Annotated in this window: 18 protein-coding genes and 1 pseudogene; 17 read left to right on the top strand and 2 right to left on the bottom strand. The window is 67.2% G+C overall.

Features of this window, described 5'->3' with window-relative positions; genetic code table 11:
* Positions 1 to 152 precede the first annotated feature (152 nt).
* Positions 153 to 1028: pseudogene (locus AB0L58_RS28805) on the bottom strand (phosphoribosyltransferase); the annotation flags it as partial.
* Between the two features lie 481 nt (positions 1029 to 1509).
* On the opposite strand from AB0L58_RS28805, the gene mgtA reads away from it, so the two are divergent.
* On the top strand, positions 1510 to 4092 hold the full coding sequence (gene mgtA / locus AB0L58_RS28800) for a magnesium-translocating P-type ATPase (protein WP_364391514.1): 2583 nt from the start codon (positions 1510 to 1512) through the stop codon (positions 4090 to 4092).
* Between the two features lie 444 nt (positions 4093 to 4536).
* Here the strand turns inward: mgtA and AB0L58_RS28795 are convergent, their stop codons facing one another.
* A complete protein-coding gene (locus tag AB0L58_RS28795) occupies positions 4537 to 4815 on the bottom strand; it encodes a DUF1918 domain-containing protein (protein WP_364391197.1) in 279 nt (92 codons plus the stop codon).
* Positions 4816 to 5615: 800 nt separating this feature from the next.
* On the opposite strand from AB0L58_RS28795, the gene AB0L58_RS28790 reads away from it, so the two are divergent.
* From AB0L58_RS28790 to AB0L58_RS28715, 16 genes are all read left to right on the top strand, one after another.
* Positions 5616 to 5990, top strand: a complete 375-nt coding sequence (locus AB0L58_RS28790) for an ethanolamine utilization protein (protein ID WP_364391195.1) — start codon at positions 5616 to 5618, stop codon at positions 5988 to 5990.
* Between the two features lie 9 nt (positions 5991 to 5999).
* Positions 6000 to 6539 (top strand): dimethylamine monooxygenase subunit DmmA family protein, encoded by a 540-nt coding sequence (locus tag AB0L58_RS28785; RefSeq protein ID WP_364391193.1) that lies wholly within the window; start codon positions 6000 to 6002, stop codon positions 6537 to 6539.
* Positions 6536 to 7480 (top strand): PDR/VanB family oxidoreductase, encoded by a 945-nt coding sequence (locus AB0L58_RS28780; RefSeq protein ID WP_364391191.1) that lies wholly within the window; start codon positions 6536 to 6538, stop codon positions 7478 to 7480. Before AB0L58_RS28785 ends, AB0L58_RS28780 begins: the two co-directional genes overlap by 4 nt.
* Complete coding sequence (locus AB0L58_RS28775) at positions 7477 to 8475, top strand: DUF3445 domain-containing protein (RefSeq protein WP_364391189.1); 999 nt, start codon at positions 7477 to 7479, stop codon at positions 8473 to 8475. The genes AB0L58_RS28780 and AB0L58_RS28775 overlap by 4 nt, the downstream gene beginning before the upstream one ends.
* On the top strand, positions 8472 to 9014 hold the full coding sequence (locus AB0L58_RS28770) for a dimethylamine monooxygenase subunit DmmA family protein (RefSeq protein ID WP_364391186.1): 543 nt from the start codon (positions 8472 to 8474) through the stop codon (positions 9012 to 9014). The genes AB0L58_RS28775 and AB0L58_RS28770 overlap by 4 nt, the downstream gene beginning before the upstream one ends.
* Positions 9015 to 9106: 92 nt before the next feature.
* A complete protein-coding gene (locus AB0L58_RS28765; protein ID WP_364391511.1) occupies positions 9107 to 10021 on the top strand; it encodes a PDR/VanB family oxidoreductase in 915 nt (304 codons plus the stop codon).
* Between the two features lie 135 nt (positions 10022 to 10156).
* A complete protein-coding gene (locus AB0L58_RS28760; RefSeq protein ID WP_364391509.1) occupies positions 10157 to 11128 on the top strand; it encodes a DUF3445 domain-containing protein in 972 nt (323 codons plus the stop codon).
* A gap of 86 nt (positions 11129 to 11214) precedes the next feature.
* Positions 11215 to 12726, top strand: coding sequence for an APC family permease (locus AB0L58_RS28755; RefSeq protein ID WP_364391184.1), 1512 nt, complete (start codon positions 11215 to 11217; stop codon positions 12724 to 12726).
* Between the two features lie 107 nt (positions 12727 to 12833).
* Positions 12834 to 13106 carry a hypothetical protein gene (locus AB0L58_RS28750; protein ID WP_364391182.1) on the top strand — a complete coding sequence of 91 codons (273 nt, stop codon included), beginning with the start codon at positions 12834 to 12836 and terminating at the stop codon, positions 13104 to 13106.
* A gap of 150 nt (positions 13107 to 13256) precedes the next feature.
* Entirely contained in the window at positions 13257 to 14588 is a 1332-nt protein-coding gene (gene glnT, locus AB0L58_RS28745) for a type III glutamate--ammonia ligase (RefSeq protein ID WP_364391180.1), read from the top strand.
* Between the two features lie 30 nt (positions 14589 to 14618).
* Positions 14619 to 15542: a glutamine amidotransferase gene (locus tag AB0L58_RS28740; protein WP_364391178.1), complete on the top strand. Its 924-nt coding sequence runs from the start codon at positions 14619 to 14621 to the stop codon at positions 15540 to 15542.
* Positions 15539 to 16258 (top strand): protein glxC, encoded by a 720-nt coding sequence (locus AB0L58_RS28735; RefSeq protein WP_364391175.1) that lies wholly within the window; start codon positions 15539 to 15541, stop codon positions 16256 to 16258. Before AB0L58_RS28740 ends, AB0L58_RS28735 begins: the two co-directional genes overlap by 4 nt.
* A 27-nt stretch (positions 16259 to 16285) precedes the next feature.
* Positions 16286 to 17644 carry an FMN-binding glutamate synthase family protein gene (locus AB0L58_RS28730; protein ID WP_364391173.1) on the top strand — a complete coding sequence of 453 codons (1359 nt, stop codon included), beginning with the start codon at positions 16286 to 16288 and terminating at the stop codon, positions 17642 to 17644.
* Complete coding sequence (locus tag AB0L58_RS28725) at positions 17641 to 18822, top strand: FAD-dependent oxidoreductase (protein ID WP_364391171.1); 1182 nt, start codon at positions 17641 to 17643, stop codon at positions 18820 to 18822. The genes AB0L58_RS28730 and AB0L58_RS28725 overlap by 4 nt, the downstream gene beginning before the upstream one ends.
* Positions 18822 to 19289 (top strand): HutD family protein, encoded by a 468-nt coding sequence (locus AB0L58_RS28720; RefSeq protein WP_364391169.1) that lies wholly within the window; start codon positions 18822 to 18824, stop codon positions 19287 to 19289. The genes AB0L58_RS28725 and AB0L58_RS28720 overlap by 1 nt, the downstream gene beginning before the upstream one ends.
* Positions 19286 to 20500, top strand: a complete 1215-nt coding sequence (locus AB0L58_RS28715) for an allantoate amidohydrolase (protein WP_364391167.1) — start codon at positions 19286 to 19288, stop codon at positions 20498 to 20500. The genes AB0L58_RS28720 and AB0L58_RS28715 overlap by 4 nt, the downstream gene beginning before the upstream one ends.
* Positions 20501 to 20548: the final 48 nt, after the last annotated feature.

Here is a 20548-nt window from a genome sequence, read left to right as displayed (position 1 = left end):
CCACGGCGAGAACTGACACTGACGATCCTCGCCGAGCACAGTCATTGGTGGTTCGCCGTGCGCGTGCGGACCACCATTCGACTCCGCTCGACGACTACGACTCGCCGCTCCCGGTTCGGTTCTCGGCGGCAACGGGACCCAGTTGGGTGACGAACCAGTCGCGCGCGGCCCGCGCGGTTCAGCACGCTCGCCACGTAGCGGTTGCGCGAACTGTGCCTGCTGCTGCCGCTGCCATGAGCGAACACAACCATCCCGATCGGCTGCTCCGGGATGGTGAGATGCCCTGCCAACTCGACCTTTCCGGCGATCACCCGTACTTCGTCGTCGAGGGGGTCGCCCGGCGGCACCGACAGCGGCTTGGGAACACGCTCGGCGGCACGGGCCAGCAGTTCGGTGACCTCCCGGTCGGAGGTTTGACCGAAGCGGTAGTACCACTGGCCGACGGCGTGGAACCACGATGGCCGCTCGAGACAGATCACCTCGTCGGCCTCCTTCGACAGAGCGTACAGCGAGACCGCAGCGCCGACCGGGACTGCGAGCACGATCCGGGCCGCGCCCTGTGCCCGTGCCACCTGGCAAGCCGCACGGGCGGTAGCACCCGTGGCCACACCGTCATCGACGATGATCGCGGTCCGTCCCGCCAAGGACGCCGACGGGCGCCCGCCCCGGAATCGTTCGACCCGCTGTCGAAGTTCTTCGCGCTCATGGTCTTCCACGGCCGACATCTCCGCGACAGCGAGTCCGGTCCCCGCGATGACGGATTCGTTGAGCACCCTGACACCCGCTTCGCCGATGGCGCCGAAGGCCAACTCCGGCTGATACGGCACTCCGAGCTTGCGCACCACGATCACATCAAGCGGTGCACCCAGGGCACGCGCGACTTCGAACGCGACCGGAACACCGCCGCGCGGCAACCCGAGCACGACGATATCCGCATCCTGTAGCTGTCGCAGCCGCACCGCGAGCCGTCGTCCGGCGTCACCTCGATCACGAAAATCACGGGAAGGTCCTCTCGGATCACTCCAGATTCGTGAACCACCGCGCCTCGCCGATAGATCCCGATGTCGCTCGCTCGAGGGTCGTTGGTCCCGGATGGCCGCTGCAGTGAGTATTACGGTCGGATCGCCGGCTCAGCGTGCGCTCGGCGCTGACGGAATTCCAGCGGCGGCGGCGCCTGCCAGGGGCCCAACGTCGCACAGACGGTTCCCGAAAGTCACCGCACTCGGCCGGCACCCGTCGGTACGGTAGGGCGGACCGGTCGCCGACAGCGAAGGGACCGAGTCCTCGGCGGAAACGGGACCTTCGCCCCTCGAATCTGTATCGGACCAGCGCCGATGATGATCGGAGAAGTCCGACTATCCATGAGGCGGCAGCGATGCACGCACGCGACACCCGCACGTCCACACGGTCACGTCGCACCCACATCGGATCGTGATGACGACGGCACCGCACCGAGTCGATCGTGTGACAACAACTTCAGACCACCTCGAAGTGACACTCGCCGCGGCGATGCCGATCGCGGATGTGCTCTCGGCGTTGTCGACGACCGACGCGGGCCTGACGGCGGCGGAGTACCGACGACGCCGGCAGGCCGTCGGGCCCAACGCGATTCGCTCACATCAGGCCCGGCTCCTTCCGGTGCTGGCCCGGCAGTTGCGGTCGCCGTTGCTGCTCTTGCTGGCGGTCACCGCCACCGCGTCATTTTTTCTCGGCGAGCGCACCGATGCGTTCATCATCGGTGTCATCCTGACCGCCTCGGTCGGGTTGGGCCTGTTCAACGAGTACCGCGCCGAGCGTGCCGCCGAAGCGATGCATGATCGAATCCAGCACCGCGCCACGGTGATTCGCGACAGTGCGGCGCAATCGGTCAGCCTGGTCGAGCTGGTGCCCGGCGATCTGGTCGAGCTCCGGCTCGGACAGCTCGTACCCGCGGATATCCGGTTGCTGACTACGACGGCAATGCAGTGCGACGAGTCAGTGCTGACCGGGGAAGCGATTCCGGTCGAGAAGTCGGTGGATCCGGTGCCGTCCGGAACCGCGATGGCGGAGCTGAGTGATTGCGCACTGATGGGGACGGTGGTCAGCGCCGGACAGGGCCGCGGGCTGGTGGTCGCGACCGGCGGGTCGACCGTCTTCGGTCGGGTCGCCCTCGGACTCGGAAAACGTCAGCCCGACACCGAATTCCAGCTCGGCCTACGCCGATTCTCGCTACTGCTGGTCCGGGTCGCCGCGGTGCTGACTATCGGCATCTTCGCGGTGAATATGGCGCTGCACCGCCCGATCCTGGACGCGCTGCTGTTCTCCCTCGCCATCGCGGTCGGCATCTCCCCGCAGTTGCTGCCCGCCGTGGTCTCGACCAGCCTGGCGGCGGGGTCCCGGCAGCTCGCACACCGAAAGGTGCTGGTGAAACGGCTGGTGTGCATCGAGGATCTCGGCGATATCGAGGTGTTGTTCACCGATAAGACCGGCACGCTGACCGAGGGCCGGATCGAATTCATGCGTGCACTCGGTCCCGACGGATCCGCGTCGGACGAAACGATGCTGCTCGGCCTGGTCTGCACCGACGCCATCGTGCGCGATGCGCGCGTCGTCGACGGAAATCCACTCGACACCGCCCTCTGGCAGGCCCCGACCGCGCCGCGCGCGGCCGCCGAACGGTACACACAGTTGGCCGTGCTGCCCTTCGACCACCGCCGCCGACTCGTCACCGTGCTCACCGCCGACGAGCCCGGCGAGCCGCTGATCATCACCAAAGGTGCGCCGGAGGCCATACTCGACCGGTGCACCGACGTGCCCTATACCGCGAAGACCGTGCTGGACAGTGAATTCCGGGCCGGTCACCGTATCATCGCGGTGGCGACCCGCCCGGCGCCCGGGCAGCACACACTCGCCCCCGATGACGAGCACGATCTGCGCCTACACGGATTCCTGGTGTTTCTCGACCCACCGAAGGCCACCGCCCGCGACGCGCTGCGGCGGCTGGCCGACCACGGCACGGCGGTCAAGGTGATCACCGGTGACAATCCGGAGGTCACTGGGCACGTCTGCGCCGAACTCGGATTACCGGACGGCGGTGTGCTGACCGGTCCCGAAATCGACCGCCTCGACGACCCCCAGTTACGCGAACTACTCTCGACCACAACGATATTCGCGCGGGTCGACCCGGAACAGAAGGCTCGGATCGTGCGCGCACAGCGGTCCTCCGGTGTCGACGTCGCCTTCCTCGGCGACGGCGTCAACGACGCGCTGGCGCTGCATGCCGCCGATGTGGGCATCTCGGTGGATTCCGCCACCGATGTAGCCAAGGATGCCGCCGACATCGTGCTGCTGGAGAAGGACCTGCATGTGCTCGCCGACGGCGTGATGGAAGGCAGGCGCATCTTCGCCAACACCATGAAGTACGTGTTGATGGGCACATCGAGCAATTTCGGCAATATGTTCAGTGCCGCAGGCGCATCCGCCTTCCTGCCCTTCCTGCCGATGCTGCCCTCGCAGATTCTGCTCAACAACCTGCTCTACGACGCCAGCCAACTCGCTATCCCCACCGATACCGTCGATCCCGAACAACTCGCGCGCCCGGCACGGTGGGACGTCGCGCTGATCCGGCGCTTCATGCTGGTCTTCGGACCCATCAGCTCATTGTTCGACTTCGCCACCTTCGCGATCATGCTGTCGGTATTCCACGCCGACGAAACCCTGTTCCACACCGGCTGGTTCGTCGAGTCGCTGGCCACCCAGACCCTGGTCCTGTTCGTCATCCGGACCCGGCGCAGTCCGTTCTTCCGCAGCCATCCCAGCGTCGCGCTGCTGTTGGCCGCATTGACCGCGATGACCACCGGAGCCCTGCTCCCCGCCACGCCATTCGCCCGCGACCTGGGCTTCACCCCGCTGCCCGGCGCCTTCTTCCTGGCCTTGACCCTCATGGTCCTGGCCTACCTGGTACTAGCCGAACTCGGCAAACACTTCTTCTTCCGCACCCCGAAACCTGTTGCCCCGCAACGCCCCCGTATCACCGGTCACCGCGTGCACCGACGCGCGGCCCGCTTCACCATCGGCCGCCGATCCTGGACACCGCATCGCGTGGGTCCATGAAGGGAATTCCCGATTGGCCTGTTCCATTCGTCTGAACTGAATCTCGATGTGCTTTCGCTGTTCCGCAGGCACCGAGGGGGCCGAGGCAGAAGGCGTTGAATCGCGAAAGCAGCGCCACCTCACGAAACATCGGCGATTCGCGCGATTCTGGTGTACTCCGACCGGCTGTCACCTCGGCCCCGTCGACCTCGGACTCCGATATCCGCCCGCCGATCCGCGCCTGTCCGTACGTCGTCGAGAGGGCTTGCCTGTCCTTCCGATTTCGCCGCATCATCGAACCGCATTCCTGCCGGCGTGACCCAACCATCGTCACCAGCCGGCAATCGGTCGATAGAGCCGTAGGTCTCCCCTATGCAGTGCTATCCGGTCTCGGCGACATAGTCGAACGGCCAGGATGGCCCGCACCACCGATGGGCGTGCTCGCGCCCATCGGCAATTCGTCGGTCAACTCGACCGGGTTTCCTTCGCGACGCGCTCCGAACTGCGTTGCATCGCCGAGAATCGACTCGCCGCAATTTCTTCCTCAGCCCGCAATTCAGTCGCACTGAGCACATGGGAGTCGGGGCCGGGAAATGTCAGCGCCCGATGCCCGGTGTCGACCCAATGCACGAGATACGGCGGCGCCCCGTCCGCACCGTGCACCTCTTCGATGAGCCCCCGCCGCACGTCGCCGTCGATGGTCCGTGCTTCGACCACCAGCCAATCTCCTGGCTTCGCGTGCATCCCGGACCTCCTTCATCCGCGTCGTCCATCTCATCGTCGCCGCACCCGGCGATGCGCGGACAGGGCCGTAGGTCTCCGCCATCCGGGGCTGTTGTCACCGATGGGAGCGGTTGCTGCGTGCACTGATCAGCGGCCCGGTGTTGCTCCGGCTTTCCCCACACATCGGCTCTCCGGACCCCAGGTTGGGTCCGGAATTCCGCACAGCTTCGTCAGCTGATCCTCAGGCGCTGCGACGATCGGGTCCATAAAATCCGGAATCCATGCGACGTGGATATCGAGAACGCTCGGGTGGCTCCGACCCGGGGGTACGAGCAGCCGAACATGCCTCGGCGACATCGTCGCGGCGGGGAGTTGAGCGGCCAGGACCGTCCGTTCGCGGTGTATGTCGTTGCTCCACGCGGCGACCATCGCGGGGTCTGCACCGGCTTCCAGAGCGGCGCGGTGTCTGGCGAGTTCGCGGTCGCATTCGGCGATCGATCGGCGTAGGGGGTCCGATGTCGCTGTCGCATCGGGTTGCGCAGTCTCCAACCGAGTCAGTGTGTATTCGACTCTTTCGGGTTCGAAAACCTCTGCGAGCCAGTTGTCGATGGGGTCGATGAGCATGTCTTCTCTCAAGAAGACGGGACTGCCGTAGCTGCTGGATCTCAGTTGGGAGGTAACACGCCGGGAGCTTGTTACGGCACCCTGAATAGGACCGTGAAACTATGTTTCGGCATATTCAACGGATCGTGATCCCGGCGTAACACCCTCCAAGTTTCCTGATGGAAGACAAAGTTTCCTCTAAAGACTTGGAGTGTGTCATGAGCGACAAGATCACCCCATTCCGCGTCACCCCCGACGCGTGGAAGAACCTGCCGAAGATGCCGCAGGAGGAGTATCCCGGCACTGCCGGCTACATCGCCGATACCTACGCCAACCCCGACGGCAGCGTGATGTGCAGCGGCTTCTTCGAACTCAACCACGCCGACGAGCCGCTGCTCTACGAGTACACCTATGACGAGATGAAGGTCGTTCTCGAGGGTGAGTTCCTCCTGGAAAACGCCGACACGGGACAGCAGTTGGTCGCCAAGGCGAAGGACGCGATCTTTTTCCCGAAGGGCTCGCGCATCCTCTTTTCCACACCGGACCGTGCCCTGGCCTTCTACGCCGGCCACCGTCAGGCCGACGCGCTCTGAGGCTGTGACATGACGGCATACGCCACCACCAGCGTTCCCGGCTGGGCGGTCACGGGATCATCCCGTGCGCCCGCCCAGCCGGACGCCACGGCCCGCTCCTGGATCCACGTCGCCATCGGCGTGGACGGCGCGGCCACATTGCGGAACTGGGGCGCCGAGCTCGACGGCGTTGCTACCACTCGGATCTCGGGGCCGACCGCCGAAGACGTACGCGCTGGCGTCGCCGAGGCGATCTCACAGGCGCGGGTGGGCGTGCGGGTGGCCATCGCCGGGCCTTCGGGCGACTGTCTGGTAGTGCGGGCGCAACTGCTCAGCGCGGGGCTCGAGGAGGACGAGCTGACGATCCTTGCGACCAGCGCCGGACCGATCGAGGTCTACTGCCCGCACTGCCGGCAGGTCACTCGAGCTGCAGTCGGCATCGGTGCCGTCACTGCGTGCGCCATATGCGGTCTGGGACTACAGGTCTACTACCACGTCTCGCGTCTGACGGGCCGCTACCTCGGCTTCCAGGCAGACGCCGAAACCCTGCCGGAGGGGTTTGCCCCATGACTACCGATACGCTCGAGCTTGTCGTCACGGGCATCGACGACTCGATCCCCGACATTCGCAGCATCACCTTAGCCGCCCGCGATGGTGCCGCGCTGCCCGGCTTCGTCGCCGGGAGCCACTTGGCCATCGATGTCGGGGGACATACCAACGCTTACAGCCTGACCGGCGGTGGGGTGTACCCGTTGTCGTACTCGATCTCGGTGCTCCGGGTGCCCGACGGTGCGGGGGGCTCGATCTTTATTCACGACGAACTGGCTCTCGGCGATGTGGTGACGGCGCGGCTCCCGCGCAGCGCCTTCGCCCCGGTTGCGGTTGCGGTCAAGCATGTTTTGCTCGCCGGCGGCATCGGCGTCACGCCGATCGTGTCGCACCTGCGGGCCGCCACCCAATGGGGGCGCGAGGTCCAAGTGCTCTACACCTACCGCGAGGGCCGAGGAGCCCATGTCGACGACCTCCGGGCCCTCGCTCCCGGTGCGGAGTTCCTGACCGAGGGCCCAGAGCAGTTCCTGACGCGCCTCAACGACGTGCTGATCGACCAGCCCATCGGCACGCACCTGTATGTCTGCGGCCCCGGGCCCATGATCGATGCGGTCATCGACGCCGCCACCGCGTTCGGCTGGCCCGAGTCGCGCTTGCATCTGGAGCGCTTCGGGCTGGACATCCTCGATCCCGGCGAGCCCTTCACCGTGACGCTCGCCCAAAGCGCACGGACCCTCGACGTGCCCAGCGGCACCACCATGCTCGAAGCCCTCGAGGGAGCCGGCATTGCCGTCCCCAACCGGTGCCGGCAGGGCGTATGCGGAGAGTGCAAGATCCCCGTCACCGCCGGCAAGCCGCTGCACCGCGATCTGTTCTTGACCGACGACGAGAAGGCCTATGGAGACGCCGTAATGCCGTGTGTCTCACGCGCCGACGGACCCAACCTGGAGGTGGCACTGTGACAATCGCCGAGCGCATCATTCCCGAAGCCTGGGCGGGCTTCCCCTTTCCTTTCGCCGAAGACCGGTACCGCTATAGCACCAACGTCGAGCCCGCCGGGAAACCGGTCGTAACATCGGTCGGCCAGTGGGGCGATTCGATCATCGCGATCGACGACCACTACCTCGTGGAGCTCGATGAGCGCGCCCGCATCCTCGCGCGCGACCCGAGCCGCTACGCCTTGCTGTCGCACATGCGGCCCGCGTGCTGGGACGCGCTATTGACGATCCTGCGCGAGCTCGCTACGGCCTACCCGGCCTCGTGCACCCTGACCGCACTCGGCGCTGGACGCTGGAAGTGGGCCAACGCCCTGACCGGCGACAACCTGGAGTTCACCTACGGTGATGACGCCACCCTCCCGCTGCCGCCCCTGCGGTGGATCTCCTCGCAGGTCCAGGAGGACATCGTGCTGCTGGACCAGCGCGACCAACTCTACGGCGACGCCGGTGTTGTGACCTTCGCGGCGGACTGGAGCATGGCCTTCGACGTCGGCATGAGTTTCCTGGAGATCCACGGACCCGTGCCGCGCATCCGCGAGGAAGGCGTCATCACCCGCGCCCATCAGTTCCTCGAGCGGCTCCAACCGCATGCGCCGTACCGCCGCACCAACTGGACACTAACGATCGGGCGACGCCTCGACATGGCCACCGAGATCTACCCCCAGTGGGGCCCCGACCGGGAGATAATCCAGGTCGTCGATGACGAGACCTTCGGGCGTCTGGTGCACTTGCGGGTGGAGGTGCAGCACCTGATCCGACTGCCCGACTCCGGCGCGGTGATGTTCCTGATCCGCACCTACATGATGCCGCTGGAGGCGCTCGCGACGATCGAGCCGTGGTGCGTCCGCGCCGCCGCCGTCTTCGTCGAGCTGCCCCGGGACATGGCCGAGTACAAGGGCATCATCAAGTACAAGGACCGCGCGGCGGCCTGGCTCGAGACGCACCGGAGTGCGGCATGAGCGCGCCCACCATCGAGCAGGTTCCTCCGCAGTTCCCCTCGCTGCCACACTGGCCCGCCACTGTCGAACCGGTCGACACCACCGGCACGAGCTTCCTCGTCCTCGCGGTCGGTGGTGGCTCCGAGGCGGCTGCGGTCGCGCGGGAATGGACCGCCGAGGCCGAGGCACTGGGTCCGACGACGCTGGCGCTGCTCGACGCGATCGACCACCCGCCAGATCGGGACGCCTTCCAGACCTTGCTAGGACTCGCCCGCACGGGCGTCCGTGTCATGGTCGTCGGTGGTCAGTACGACGTGCTGCAGACCCTGTCGCTACTGCGCCGGTCCGGAGCCAGCGAGGCCGAACTGCGTTCCTTCGTAACCGACCATTCCGAGATCCCGGTGTTCTGTGCGCACTGCCGCACGACCTTCCGCGCCCTCACAGCACCCGGCGGCGCGGCCACCTGCCCCGGCTGCCGCCGGGAGCTAGAGGTGCATAAGCACATGGCCGCCCTGCTGGGCAGCTTCCTGGCCTCGGACGCGAATGCGAGAACTCTGTGAGCACCACCATCCTGCACCAGCGGGCCGAAGAATACGCCGGCCACCAGCACGCGTGCTACGCACTGGGCGTGCGGACACTGCAGGTCGTCGGCCTGACCCACATCACCGACCAGATCCTCCACATCGGGCTGGCCGATCCCGCCGCGGCACCGCTCGCGCCCTACCAGCCGGGCAGCCACCTGATCGTCGCGGCCGGCGACGGCCGCCGTAACGCATACTCGCTGACCGGCGACGGCTTCAACCCCCGTACCTACGAGATTTCGGTGCTCCGCCTGGACACCGGCGAGGGCGGCTCGGCGTGGCTGCACGACAACCTCGAGATCGGCCGGCTCGTCGCGATCGAGGGGCCGCGCTCGATGTTCCCGGCGGCGCACGACCAGCAGCACGCCTTCTTGGTGGCCGGCGGTATCGGCGTCACACCGGTGCTCTCTCACGCACGCGCCCTGGCCCGGTCGGGCAAGTCCGCGACCATCCTCTACTCGTACCGTCCCGGTCACGAGGCACACCTCGAGGACCTGCGCGCCCTCGTCGGCGAGCGCATCCGCCTCGTCGAAGCGACATCAGTGGTCGAGACCCAGACGGCCCTCGCGGCGCTGCTGGGCAATCAGCCCTTCGGTACCCACGCGTACGCATGCGGCCCGGCGCCGATGCTCGAAGCATACGAGGCGGCTGCCCGCGAGGCCGGTTGGCCGGCCAGCCGGATCCATCTGGAACGGTTCGTTGCTCCGGAGCTGGATCCAGGTGACCCCTTCACGGCCACGATCGCCTCGACCGGCCAGAAAGTCGAGATTCCCAGTGGTGTCAGCCTGCTCGACGGGCTGCTCGCCACGGGCGTACCGGTGAGCTACCTGTGCAAGCAGGGTGTGTGCGGCGAGTGCCGGATCGCGGTCAAGACCGCGAAGGCTCTCGAGCACCGCGACTTCGTCCTCACCGCCGAGGAGAAGCAAGCAGCCGCCCACATCATGGCGTGTGTTTCGCGCGGCCATGACATCGAAGTGGACCTCTGACCCGGCTTAGTTCGAGCCGGCCCACCCAGGAGCAGCGCGATGACCATCACCCGTGAGCCCAAGACCGACTTCACAACGATCACACCCCTCGACACACCGGCCGTGGCGACGTTCCTCGCCGAGCCGATCGACCACATGGCTCGGCTACCATGGCCGTTCCCGGACGGCTATGCGGCCTTCCGCTATTCCGTCAACGTCGACCAGGCCCGGGTGCCGCGTGCGACGCTCGCCGGTGAGTGGGGCCGCCACATCGTCGACCTCGGCGGTGCGGAGTACCCCCAGATCATGGCCGAGCGCCGCGCCGTCCTGGACACCGATCCGTCCCGTGTGAAGGTATTGCCGGGCATGGAGCCGGCTTGCTGGGACCTACTCCTGTATTACCTGCGCGACCTCGCCCTCTCCTACCCCACGATCATGCACATGGACGAGCAGGTAGACGGCGATCCCGACCGCTTCCACTGGCGCAACGACGTGCTGGGCACCGACCAGATCCTCGTGCTGGGCGAGGAGTCCACGCTGCCGTACGGACCGCTGGAGTTCCTCGCCCGCGAGGTCCCCGACGACCTGCTGCTCGTGCGCGAGCGGGACGGAAAGCTCCATTTCGACGCCGGTGCGGTGACTTTCGCAGCCGCTTGGTCGGTGAGTTTCGACGTGGGCATGGACATGTACGAGATCCATGGCCCTGTACCCCGCATGACCGGTTCCGGCATGACAGCCCGGGCCGAGCAGTTCCTCATGCGCCTACCGGCCGATCAAGTCTTCCGCAGGGTCAACTGGAATATCGCCGCCTCGCCCACGCGCAAGTACGACATCGCTCTGGAGTCGCTACCGGAGTGGGGCCGGGACATGCCCGACGCCGTACGCCGCGGCGACGCAATCGAGAACTGCCAATTCCGCATCGAGCTCGAGCACTTCATCCGCCTGCCCATGACCGGCGCGGTGACCTTCAACATCCGCACCTTCATGGCCTCACTCGCCGAGGTCCGTGAATACCCCCGCTACGCCGCGCAACTCGCCGCCATCCTCGACGAGCTCCCCGACGACCTGGCCACCTACAAGGGGTTCATCGACCTCATCCCCGACATGGTCGCTTACCTCCGACGCTGACTGCCCCTGCAACGCCCTGCTGCGCCCCCATCGCGACAACGCGGTCGCTCTCCGCTGACCCATGACGCAACCTGAAGGAACGACCGATGACAATTCCCAACCAACCCGAACTGGCCATGAGCCGCGAGTTCGCCGTCGCGGATGTGGACGAGCCGACACTGCTCAAGACGATGCACTGGTACGACGGCTTCGTCATGGCTCTGTCCAACCCCGGCTTCATCATCGCCACCCTCGGCTACACCACCGGTGCGCTCGGCGCCCTGGGCGCGCTGGCCGTGTGGTTGGGCTCGATGGTGATCGCGGTGCTGCAGAACAAGATCTACACCGAGCCGGCCACGATGTTCCCCGAGCATTCCGGTGGCATAGCGATGTATGCCTTCGAGGGTTGGCGCTCGCGCTTCAGCCTGGCCGGGCCGATGTCGGCGATCGGCTACTGGGCAGGGTGGTCCTCGGTGCTGGCGATCTTCGGCCTCACCACGGGCGGCCTGATCCAGGCCCAGTGGTTCTCGGACGCGACCTGGAGCGTCTCGGACGGCATCCACCTGGACCTGCCGCGCGTCATCGCGATCATGCTGATTCTGGGGCTGTGGGCGATCAACTCCCTGGGCGTGAAGCCGGTCAAGATCATGGGCTACTTCACCGGCGGGCTGCTGTTCATCCCGTTGGTTCTGTTCATGATCGTGCCGTTCTTCCTTTCCGACTATTCCGCTTCGAACCTCACTTGGGGCCTCGAGGGAGCTGACGGCTCGATGGGGAGCACGATCCAGCTAGTGCTGGCCTGGCTCTACCTCAACGCCTGGTCGGCCTATGGCATCGAGGTCTGCGCGACCTTCGCGCCGGAGTACCACGACACCGAGAGCGACACCAAGAAGGCGCTCATACGTTCGGCGATGTTCTGCCTCGCGGTCTACGCCCTCTTGCCGCTGTCGCTGGGTGGCGCGGTCTCACAGAGCGACCAAGGCGCGGCGCCGCTGGGCTTCTACGCGACGTTGCTGCACCGCGAGATCGGCTCGGTCGGGTCCAACATCGTCGTGGTCTTTATGATCGGCAGCTTCGTGCTGGCGATGAACGCGGCGAGCGCCGGCGGGGCCCGCACGCTCTACGGCATGTCGAAGTCGGGGATGACGATCAAGTGGTTCGGCCACATCAACAAGCACAACGTGCCCAATCGGGGCATGTACGTCGACGTGGCCGTCAATATCCTCGCGGTGCTGTTCCTGCCCACGACGGTGGCTGTGCTCGCCGCCAGCAACATGGGCTACGTCCTGTGTCACATCTTCGCGCTGTCGGCCGTGTTGCTGCTGCGAAAGGACCGGCCCGGTCTGGCGCGCCCGCTCAAATTGTCGACTCCGTGGCTGTGGGTTGCCGGTGTCCTGGTCGTATTCAACATCGCGCTGCTCGCGGTCGGCGCGACCTCGTTCTCGATCACGGGTTACGGCGGCTGGGGGGAGGTCTTCGTCGGCCTGGGCCTGCTCATGGTCGGCTGCCTGCTCTACGCCTACCGCAGGGTGGTCGAGGACAAGGGCAGCTTCAGCCTGCGGGACAAGCACCCCAGCACGCTCGTGCTCGAGGTGAGGCCCGAGACGGCGGCGGCCTGAGCATGGGCGGCATACCGGTCCGGCCGCACTGCACCTGTGGCCACATCGACACCTGGATAGCTGAGTCGACGCGGTCGTGGGTGTGTCCGGAGTGCGCCCGCACCTGGGTGCCCGACACCACTGCGATCGACACCATCACCCGTGGAGCGAACGACCTGGCCAAACTACGCCGCCTCGTCTTGGGCCTGGCTCTCGGCACCGTCGCGGTCACCGCAGTGCTGATCGCCATCCACCCGACCTGGATATTCGGCGCGCCCCTACTGGTGGGAGGTGTGCTCCTGGCGTTCCGGCCGACTTACAAGAAGCGGCGCGCCCGTGCCATGGCAAGCGTGCGCACCGGCATTGCGCTGAACCCCAGTACAGCAGTGCCGCACCGGTGAGTAGACGACGCGGTCGACAACGAGGTCGGCCGCCCGCACCCGCGGACTGAGAGCGGAGTCTCACCGATATGCAACACGGCCGTAACCTACTACCGTCTACTATCATGAATCATAGATTCACAACAGTGAACAATTAATGGGAAGTTAGCGATGCCCACAACGCGTGACCTCGCCGGCCTCTGTGTAGAGACCGGTACCACCTTCATCCTCGCCCTGTTCGTCGACCTCAACGGCAAGCCGTGCGCCAAACTCGTGCCTGTCGAGGCGGTCGAGGAGCTGGCCACAGACGGCGTCGGCTTCGCCGGCTACGCAGTGGGTGCGATCGGCCAAGAGCCGAAGGACCCCGACCTGATGGCGATCCCGGATATCTCGTCCTTCATGCCGATCCCCTTTGTCAGGAAGGGTCTCGCGATCATCCACTGCGATCCGCATGTGGAGGGCAAGCCATGGCCCTTCGCCCCGCGGGTGATCCTCAAGGAGGTCATCGCCAAGGCCGCCGCGGCTGGGTTCGTCCCCTTCGCGGGTGCGGAGGTGGAGTACTTCTTGCTCAAGCGCGACGCAAATGGGGCCCTTGTCCCCGCCGACGACCTCGATTCTGCCGCGCAGCCGTGCTATGACGCCCGCGGCGTGACCCGGATGTTCGACCACCTCACCTCGATCAGCGCGGCGATGAACAGCCTTGGCTGGGGCAACTACGCGAACGACCATGAGGACGGCAACGGCCAGTTCGAGCAGAACTTCCACTACGCCGACGCACTGACCACCGCGGACCGGGTTATCACCCTGCGCTACCTGCTCAACGTGCTCGCCCAGGAGCGCGGCATGATCGCGACCTTCATGCCCAAGCCGTTCGCCAACCGCACCGGCTCCGGCCTGCACCTGCACCTGTCGCTGCGCGACGCCGCGACCGACACCTCGGTCTTCCCGGCCAGCAGCGAGGGCGGTGAGGACTCCGTCGGCCTGGGGCTGTCCAAGACGGCCTACTCCTTCGTCGCGGGCATCCTCGAGCACGCGACCGCCCTGCAAGCGGTCATCGCCCCCACGGTCAACTCCTACAAACGAACCGGCGCGGTCGCCTCCAGCGCGAGCGGTGCTACCTGGGCGCCCAAGCTGCCGACCTACGGCGGCAACGACCGCACCCACTACGTACGTATCCCCGACAACCAGCGCATCGAGCTACGCGGCGGCGACGGCTCGGCCAACCCCTACCTGGCCATCGCGGCCGCAGTCGACGCCGGCCTGGACGGCATCGCCACCGGGCTCGCCCTCGGCGAGGTCGGCACCGGCCCGAATACGCCCTTCCCGCTGACGCTGCTGCACGCGGTCGAGGCCTTCGAGGGCGACGAGGTCGTCAAGGGCGCCCTCGACGTCGCCGGCGCCGGTGTCGCCAACTACTTCGCGAAGCTCAAGAAAGACGAGTTCTTCGCCTATCACGCGGCTGTCTCCGGGTGGGAGCACGACCGCTACCTCACTGCCTTCTGAGGCCCGGACCAGCCAGATCAAGGAGACAGAATGTGTGGAATCGTCGGGTTGCACCTGCGTAGCCCCCAGCTCTACTCGCGGCTCGGTGAGCTGCTCACCGGGATGCTCTGCGAGATGCAGGACCGCGGGGCGGACTCCGCCGGCATCGCCGTGTACGGCAACGAGGTCTGGTCACCGAAGGGGCACGGCACGATCTCGCTGATCGATATGGAGGCGCCCGCCGACACGGTCGCCGCCGCGCTCGGCGCGCGGGTCGGCTCCGAGGTCTCCATCGCCGTGGTCGACAACACACTGATGGCCAGCGCTGCCGTCGGCTCCGAGGCGCTCCTGGCTGCCGTGAAAGAGCTTTATCCGAATGTGCTCGTCGGTGGCTTCGGCGAGGACCTCGCGGTGCTCAAGGGCGTCGGCGCCCCCAAGGACCTCGCCGCCGCGTGGGGCCTGGACAAGGCGACCGGCTGGCAGGGCGTGGGTCATACCCGGATGGCGACCGAGTCGGCCGTCACCGCCTCCGGCGCGCACCCGTACACAGTCGGCCCGGGCGAGTGCCTGGTGCACAACGGCTCGTTCGCCAACCACGCTTCGATCCGCCGTGACCTCGAGGCCGCAGGTGACGAGTTCGACTCGGCAAATGACACCGAGGTCGGCGCGCGCTTCGTCGCCCGCAAACTGGCCGGCGGCAAGGACATCGAGACCGCGCTGACCGACTTGACCGAGACGTTCGACGGCTTCTACACGCTGCTGGTATCCAACCGCGACTCCTTCGCGGTGGTTCGCGATGCGATCGCCTGCAAGCCGGCCGTCATCGCCGAGACCGACGACTGGGTGGCGATGGCCTCGGAGTACCGCGCCCTCGCCCATCTGCCCGGTGTGGAGTACGCCCGCATCTGGGAGCCCGAGCCCGAGGTTGTCTATGTCTGGACCCGTTCCGAGACCGAGGAGGTTGTCCCAGTATGAGCACCGTCGCCACCGAGATCACCGCGAGCACTTCCGAGAACGCCGCAACGATCTTCGACCTGGCCGTCATGCCCCTGCGCGAGGTCAATCAAGCGCTGCACGCCGAGGGCCTGTCGGGCGAGTTCGTCATCGACAACCCGTTCGGTGCCCACAACGTCGCCGTCGGCATCGACGCTCCCGTGAAGGTCACCATCAACGGCCACTTGGGTTACTTCGCGGCAGGCATGAACAAGCAGGCCGAGGTCACCATCAACGGCAACGCCGGCCAAGGCCTGGCCGAGAACCAGATGAGTGGGGTCGTGCACGTGACCGGCTCGGCGTCGCAGTCGGCCGGCGCGACCGGTCGCGGCGGCCTGCTGATCATCGACGGGGACGCGGGTGCGCGCTGTGGCATCTCGCTGAAAGGCCTCGACATCGTTGTCGGGGGTTCGATCGGTCATATGAGCGCCTTCATGGCACAACGCGGGCGCCTCGTCGTCCGTGGCGACGCGGGCGACACCCTCGGTGACTCACTGTATGAAGCCCGCATATACGTGCGTGGCACCGTGAAGTCCCTCGGCGCGGACTGCGTCGAGAAAGAGATGCGCGCCGAGCACCTCGAGGAGCTGGCCGGCCTGCTCAAGGCCGCCGGCTACGAGGACGACGACCCGGCGTCGTACCAGCGCTACGGCTCGGCTCGCACGCTCTACCACTTCCACGCCGACAACACGTACTGATCCCGATCCGAGCGACGGAGCACCGCCATGAAGTTGACCCCAGAAGACCGCGCCCGCCACGGCCTACGTGAGTCCGCCACCTTCGACCGCGCCACCATCGCCGCGATCCATCGCGCCGCCGAGACCGGCATCTATGACATCCGCGGCTGGGGCGCCAAGAAGGCCCTTCCGCACTTCGACGACCTACTCTTCCTCGGCGCGTCGATGTCGCGCTACCCCCTGGAGGGTTATCGCGAGAAGTGCGGCACCGACGTAGTGCTCGGCGGGCGCAACGCGAAGTTCCCGCTTCACCTCGACATCCCATTGACCATCGCGGGCATGTCGTTCGGCGCCCTCTCCGGCCGCGCCAAGGAGGCCCTCGGGCGCGGTGCCTCCGAGACCGGTACGTCGACGACCACCGGCGACGGCGGGATGACCCCCGAGGAGCGCGGCCACTCCAAAAATCTCGTCTACCAGTACCTGCCCAACCGCTACGGCATGAACCCCGACGACCTGCGCCGCGCGGACGCGATCGAGATCGTGCTCGGCCAGGGCGCCAAGCCAGGTGGTGGCGGCATGCTGCTGGGCCAGAAGATCTCGGAGCGGGTCGCCGGCATGCGCGACCTGCCGGTTGGCATCGACCAACGCTCGGCCTGCCGCCATCCCGACTGGACCGGCCCCGACGACCTCACCATCAAGATCAACGAAATCCGCGAGATCACCGATTGGGAGAAGCCGATCTACGTCAAGGTCGGCGCCTCACGCACCTACTACGACGTCAAGCTCGCCGTCCACGCCGGCGCCGACGTCGTCGTGGTCGACGGGATGCAGGGCGGCACCGCCGCCACCCAGGAGGTCTTTATCGAGAACGTCGGCATCCCGACGCTCGCGGCTATCCCGCAGGCCGTCCAGGCCCTGCAGGAGCTCGGCGTCCACAAAAAGCCCGACGGCATCCAACTCATCGTCTCCGGAGGCATCCGCAATGGCGCTGACGTCGCCAAATGCCTGGCACTGGGTGCCGACGCGGTTGCCATCGGTACCGCCGCCCTCATCGCGCTAGGGGACAACGCCCCCGAGCTCGAAGCCGAGTACGCCAAGCTCGGCTCGGCCGCCGGCTTCTACGACGACTTCCAGGACGGCCGGGACCCGGCCGGCATCACCACCCAGGACCCCGAGCTGCAGAAGGCACTCGACCCGGTCGAGGGCGGCCGCCGGATCGCCAACTTCCTCCGCGTGCTGACCATGGAGGCCCAGACGATCGCCCGCGCCTGCGGGAAGTCCCATGTCACCCACCTGGAGCCCGAGGATATGGTTGCCATCTCCATCGAGGCCGCCGCGATGGCCCGCATCCCGCTGGCCGGCACATCCTGGATCCCTGGCTGGAACAACGGGGGAACCTTCTCATGAGTGGACGCAAGGCAGTTGTCGTCGGTGGCGGTCTGATCGGCCTGTCTACCGCCCGGGCGCTCACTGAGCGAGGTATCTCCGACGTACTCGTGCTGGAGCGCCACCAACTCGCCAGCGGCGGCACCGGCAAGTCCAGCGGGATCGTCCGGGCGCACTACGGTGTCCCCTCGATCGCCACCATGGCTTGGCGCAGCCTGCCGCTGTTCGAACAGCTCCGTGCCGAAGTCGGCTTCCGCCAAGTCGGCTACACCGTGCTCGTGGGCGAGGAGAACATCGAGGCCCTCCAGGCCAACACCGCCATGCACCAGGAGCTCGGCATCGAGGTCGACCTCATCGACAACGACCGACTCCAGGCGCTGTGGCCGATGATGAACACCGAGGACGTCGCGCTCGCGTCGCATGAGCCGCGGGGTGGCTTCGCGGACGCGACCCAGCTCGCTCTGCACTTCGGCCGGCGGGCCCGCGACAAGGGCGCGAGGATCCGGCAGAACACCTCTGTCGCGCGCATCCGCACCGAGGGCGACAAGGTCACCGGCGTCGAGCTCGCGGACGGTGAAATCATCGAGGCGGACATCGTCATCATCGCCGCCGGCTGGTGGTCGGCGAAGCTCCTGGCGGCCCTCGACATCGACTTTCCGATCGACGCCTACCGCTCCGAACTGCTCATCGTCGACGCAGGCGAGCCGCTGCCCGACCTGCCGGTCGTCTCCGACCTGGTCAGCCTGCAGTACTGCCGCATCGAGGGCTCCGGCCAGTTCCTGGTCGGCAACAGCGACCACGCCGACCACCAGAAGAAATTCGTCGACCCCGACGACTACTCCAACATCGCCGGCGAGGCGAGTATCGAAAAGTACGCTGAGAAGGTCATGCACCGGTTCCCGGGCTTCCCCGGCCCGTCGGTTACGCACACGTATGCCGGAGTGTACGACGTCCCGCCGGACTGGAATCCCGTGATCGCGCCGGTGCGCGGCATCGACGGCCTGATCCTGTGCGCCGGCTTCGCAGGTCACGGTTTCAAGATCAGCCCGGCCGTCGGTGACCTCGTCGCCGACCTCGTCTTCGAGGGCGACAGCACCGACCCCGACGTCCCGGCCTCGGACTTCCGCCTCGAGCGGTTCGCCGAGGGCAAGTTGCTGACCAGCCTGTACCCCTACGTGGGCGCCGGCGAGATGCGCTGATGATGCTGCTGGACCCTGCCCGGGTGGTCCCGTCCCCCTGGCGCAACGGCGCCGGGGCCACCCGGGAACTGGCGGTCGCGAGCGCCCCGTCCGGGGACATCCTGTGGCGGATCAGCGTGGCAGACCTCGACCGGGACGCAGCCTTCTCGGTCTTCCCCGGCATGGACCGGCTCTTCACCGCGCTCGGCGCGCTGCGGCTGGTCGTCGATGGCTCGCCCGTCGACATGCTCGCCGGCACCCAGATGCGCTTCCCGGGTGAGGCGCCGGTCTCCGTGTCGCTTCACGCCCCCACGCGTGCGCTCAACGTGATGACCCGCCGCGGGCTCTGCCACGCCGAGGTCACCATCCGCCGTGCCCACCCGGCTTCCGGCGAACTCGCCCTCGACGGGACCGCCACCGCCACGGTCGACCTCGACGAGGTGCTGGCCGACGTACGACTGTTCCTACTCCCGAAGGACCCCCGATGACCGGCCCCCGCAGTGACACCGTCGCCTCTCTCTTGGCCGAGATCGTGGACATCGGCCGCGACCCGGTCCGCGGTGGCTACAGCCGACCGGTCTATAGCCGAGCCGAGCTAGGACTGCGGGAGTGGTTCATCGGCGCGTCGCATGCGCGCGGCCTCGATATCGAAACCGACCGCAACGGCATCATCTGGGCCTGGCAGGGAGGTCCTGGGGAGGGTGCCGTCGTCACCGGGAGCCACTTGGACTCCGTCCCCGGTGGCGGTGCGTACGACGGCCCGCTCGGTGTGGCTTCCGCGCTGGTCGCCTTCGACATTCTCGCCGCCCGGGACGTGCCGGGCCGCCGAGCGATCGCGGTCTTCCCGGAGGAGGAGGGGTCGCGCTTCGGGCTGGCCTGTCTCGGCTCGCTGCTGCTGACCGGGACGATCCCGCCCGAGCGCGTACTGGCGCTGAAGGACCCCGACGGCGTCACCTTCGCCGAGGCCAGCCGCGCCCACGGCCTCGACCCCGACCGCATCGGCGCCGACCCGGAAACCCTCGCCCGCATCGACACCTTCGTCGAGCTCCACGTCGAGCAGGGCCGCGGACTCGTCGACCTGGGAGCCCCGGTCGCTGTGGCCACCTCGATCCTCGGTCACGGCCGCTGGCGGCTGGTCTTCACCGGCGAGGGCAACCACGCCGGGACCACGCTGATGCCCGACCGGCGCGACCCGATGGTGGCCGCCGCGCAGGCGGTCGTCGCCATCCAGGGGCTGGCCCGCTCCGTGCCGGACGCGCGCGCGACCGTCGGCCGGCTCGTGCCGATCCCCGGCGGCACCAACGTGATCGCCTCCCGGGTCCAGATGTGGCTCGACGTGCGGCACCCCGACGACGCCGTCACCCGCTACCTCATCGAGGAGGTCGGCACGCGGGTCGCCGCCGCCGCCCGCGAGGAGGGCTGCGAGGTGACCGTGACCGAGGAGTCATGGAGCCCAGCGGTCGACTTCGACCCCCGACTGCGCGATGCACTTTGCGGCGTCATCGGGGACGCACCGCAGCTCGGCACCGGCGCCGGCCACGACGCCGGCGTCCTGAAAGACCACGTCAGTACGGCGATGCTCTTCGTGCGCAACCCCTCAGGCATCTCGCACGCGCCCGCGGAGCACGTCGAGGATGTCGACGCGGAAGCCGGGGCGCTCGCCCTGGCGGACAGCCTGGAAATGCTGGCACGACGCTGAGACACGTCGACCCATACCACAACCTTGGACAAGTCCGCCGGTGACGGC

Source organism: Nocardia sp. NPDC052112 (assembly GCF_040680135.1).
Classification (GTDB): domain Bacteria; phylum Actinomycetota; class Actinomycetes; order Mycobacteriales; family Mycobacteriaceae; genus Nocardia.
Note: the sequence above shows the minus strand (reverse complement) of the source record. Positions and strands in the feature narration are given on the sequence as shown.

What these genes read in the sequence shown, in the direction of transcription:
- glnT (WP_364391180.1), top strand. Translation starts at nt 13,257, where the DNA reads ATGCCCACAACGCGTGACCTCGCCGGCCTCTGTGTAGAGACCGGTACC.
- AB0L58_RS28740 (WP_364391178.1), top strand. Translation starts at nt 14,619, where the DNA reads ATGTGTGGAATCGTCGGGTTGCACCTGCGTAGCCCCCAGCTCTACTCG.
- AB0L58_RS28730 (WP_364391173.1), top strand. Translation starts at nt 16,286, where the DNA reads ATGAAGTTGACCCCAGAAGACCGCGCCCGCCACGGCCTACGTGAGTCC.
- AB0L58_RS28735 (WP_364391175.1), top strand. Translation starts at nt 15,539, where the DNA reads ATGAGCACCGTCGCCACCGAGATCACCGCGAGCACTTCCGAGAACGCC.
- mgtA (WP_364391514.1), top strand. Translation starts at nt 1,510, where the DNA reads ATGCCGATCGCGGATGTGCTCTCGGCGTTGTCGACGACCGACGCGGGC.
- AB0L58_RS28720 (WP_364391169.1), top strand. Translation starts at nt 18,822, where the DNA reads ATGATGCTGCTGGACCCTGCCCGGGTGGTCCCGTCCCCCTGGCGCAAC.
- AB0L58_RS28725 (WP_364391171.1), top strand. Translation starts at nt 17,641, where the DNA reads ATGAGTGGACGCAAGGCAGTTGTCGTCGGTGGCGGTCTGATCGGCCTG.
- AB0L58_RS28760 (WP_364391509.1), top strand. Translation starts at nt 10,157, where the DNA reads ATGGCTCGGCTACCATGGCCGTTCCCGGACGGCTATGCGGCCTTCCGC.
- AB0L58_RS28755 (WP_364391184.1), top strand. Translation starts at nt 11,215, where the DNA reads ATGACAATTCCCAACCAACCCGAACTGGCCATGAGCCGCGAGTTCGCC.
- AB0L58_RS28795 (WP_364391197.1), bottom strand. Translation starts at nt 4,815, where the DNA reads ATGCACGCGAAGCCAGGAGATTGGCTGGTGGTCGAAGCACGGACCATC.
- AB0L58_RS28715 (WP_364391167.1), top strand. Translation starts at nt 19,286, where the DNA reads ATGACCGGCCCCCGCAGTGACACCGTCGCCTCTCTCTTGGCCGAGATC.
- AB0L58_RS28790 (WP_364391195.1), top strand. Translation starts at nt 5,616, where the DNA reads ATGAGCGACAAGATCACCCCATTCCGCGTCACCCCCGACGCGTGGAAG.
- AB0L58_RS28780 (WP_364391191.1), top strand. Translation starts at nt 6,536, where the DNA reads ATGACTACCGATACGCTCGAGCTTGTCGTCACGGGCATCGACGACTCG.
- AB0L58_RS28785 (WP_364391193.1), top strand. Translation starts at nt 6,000, where the DNA reads ATGACGGCATACGCCACCACCAGCGTTCCCGGCTGGGCGGTCACGGGA.
- AB0L58_RS28770 (WP_364391186.1), top strand. Translation starts at nt 8,472, where the DNA reads ATGAGCGCGCCCACCATCGAGCAGGTTCCTCCGCAGTTCCCCTCGCTG.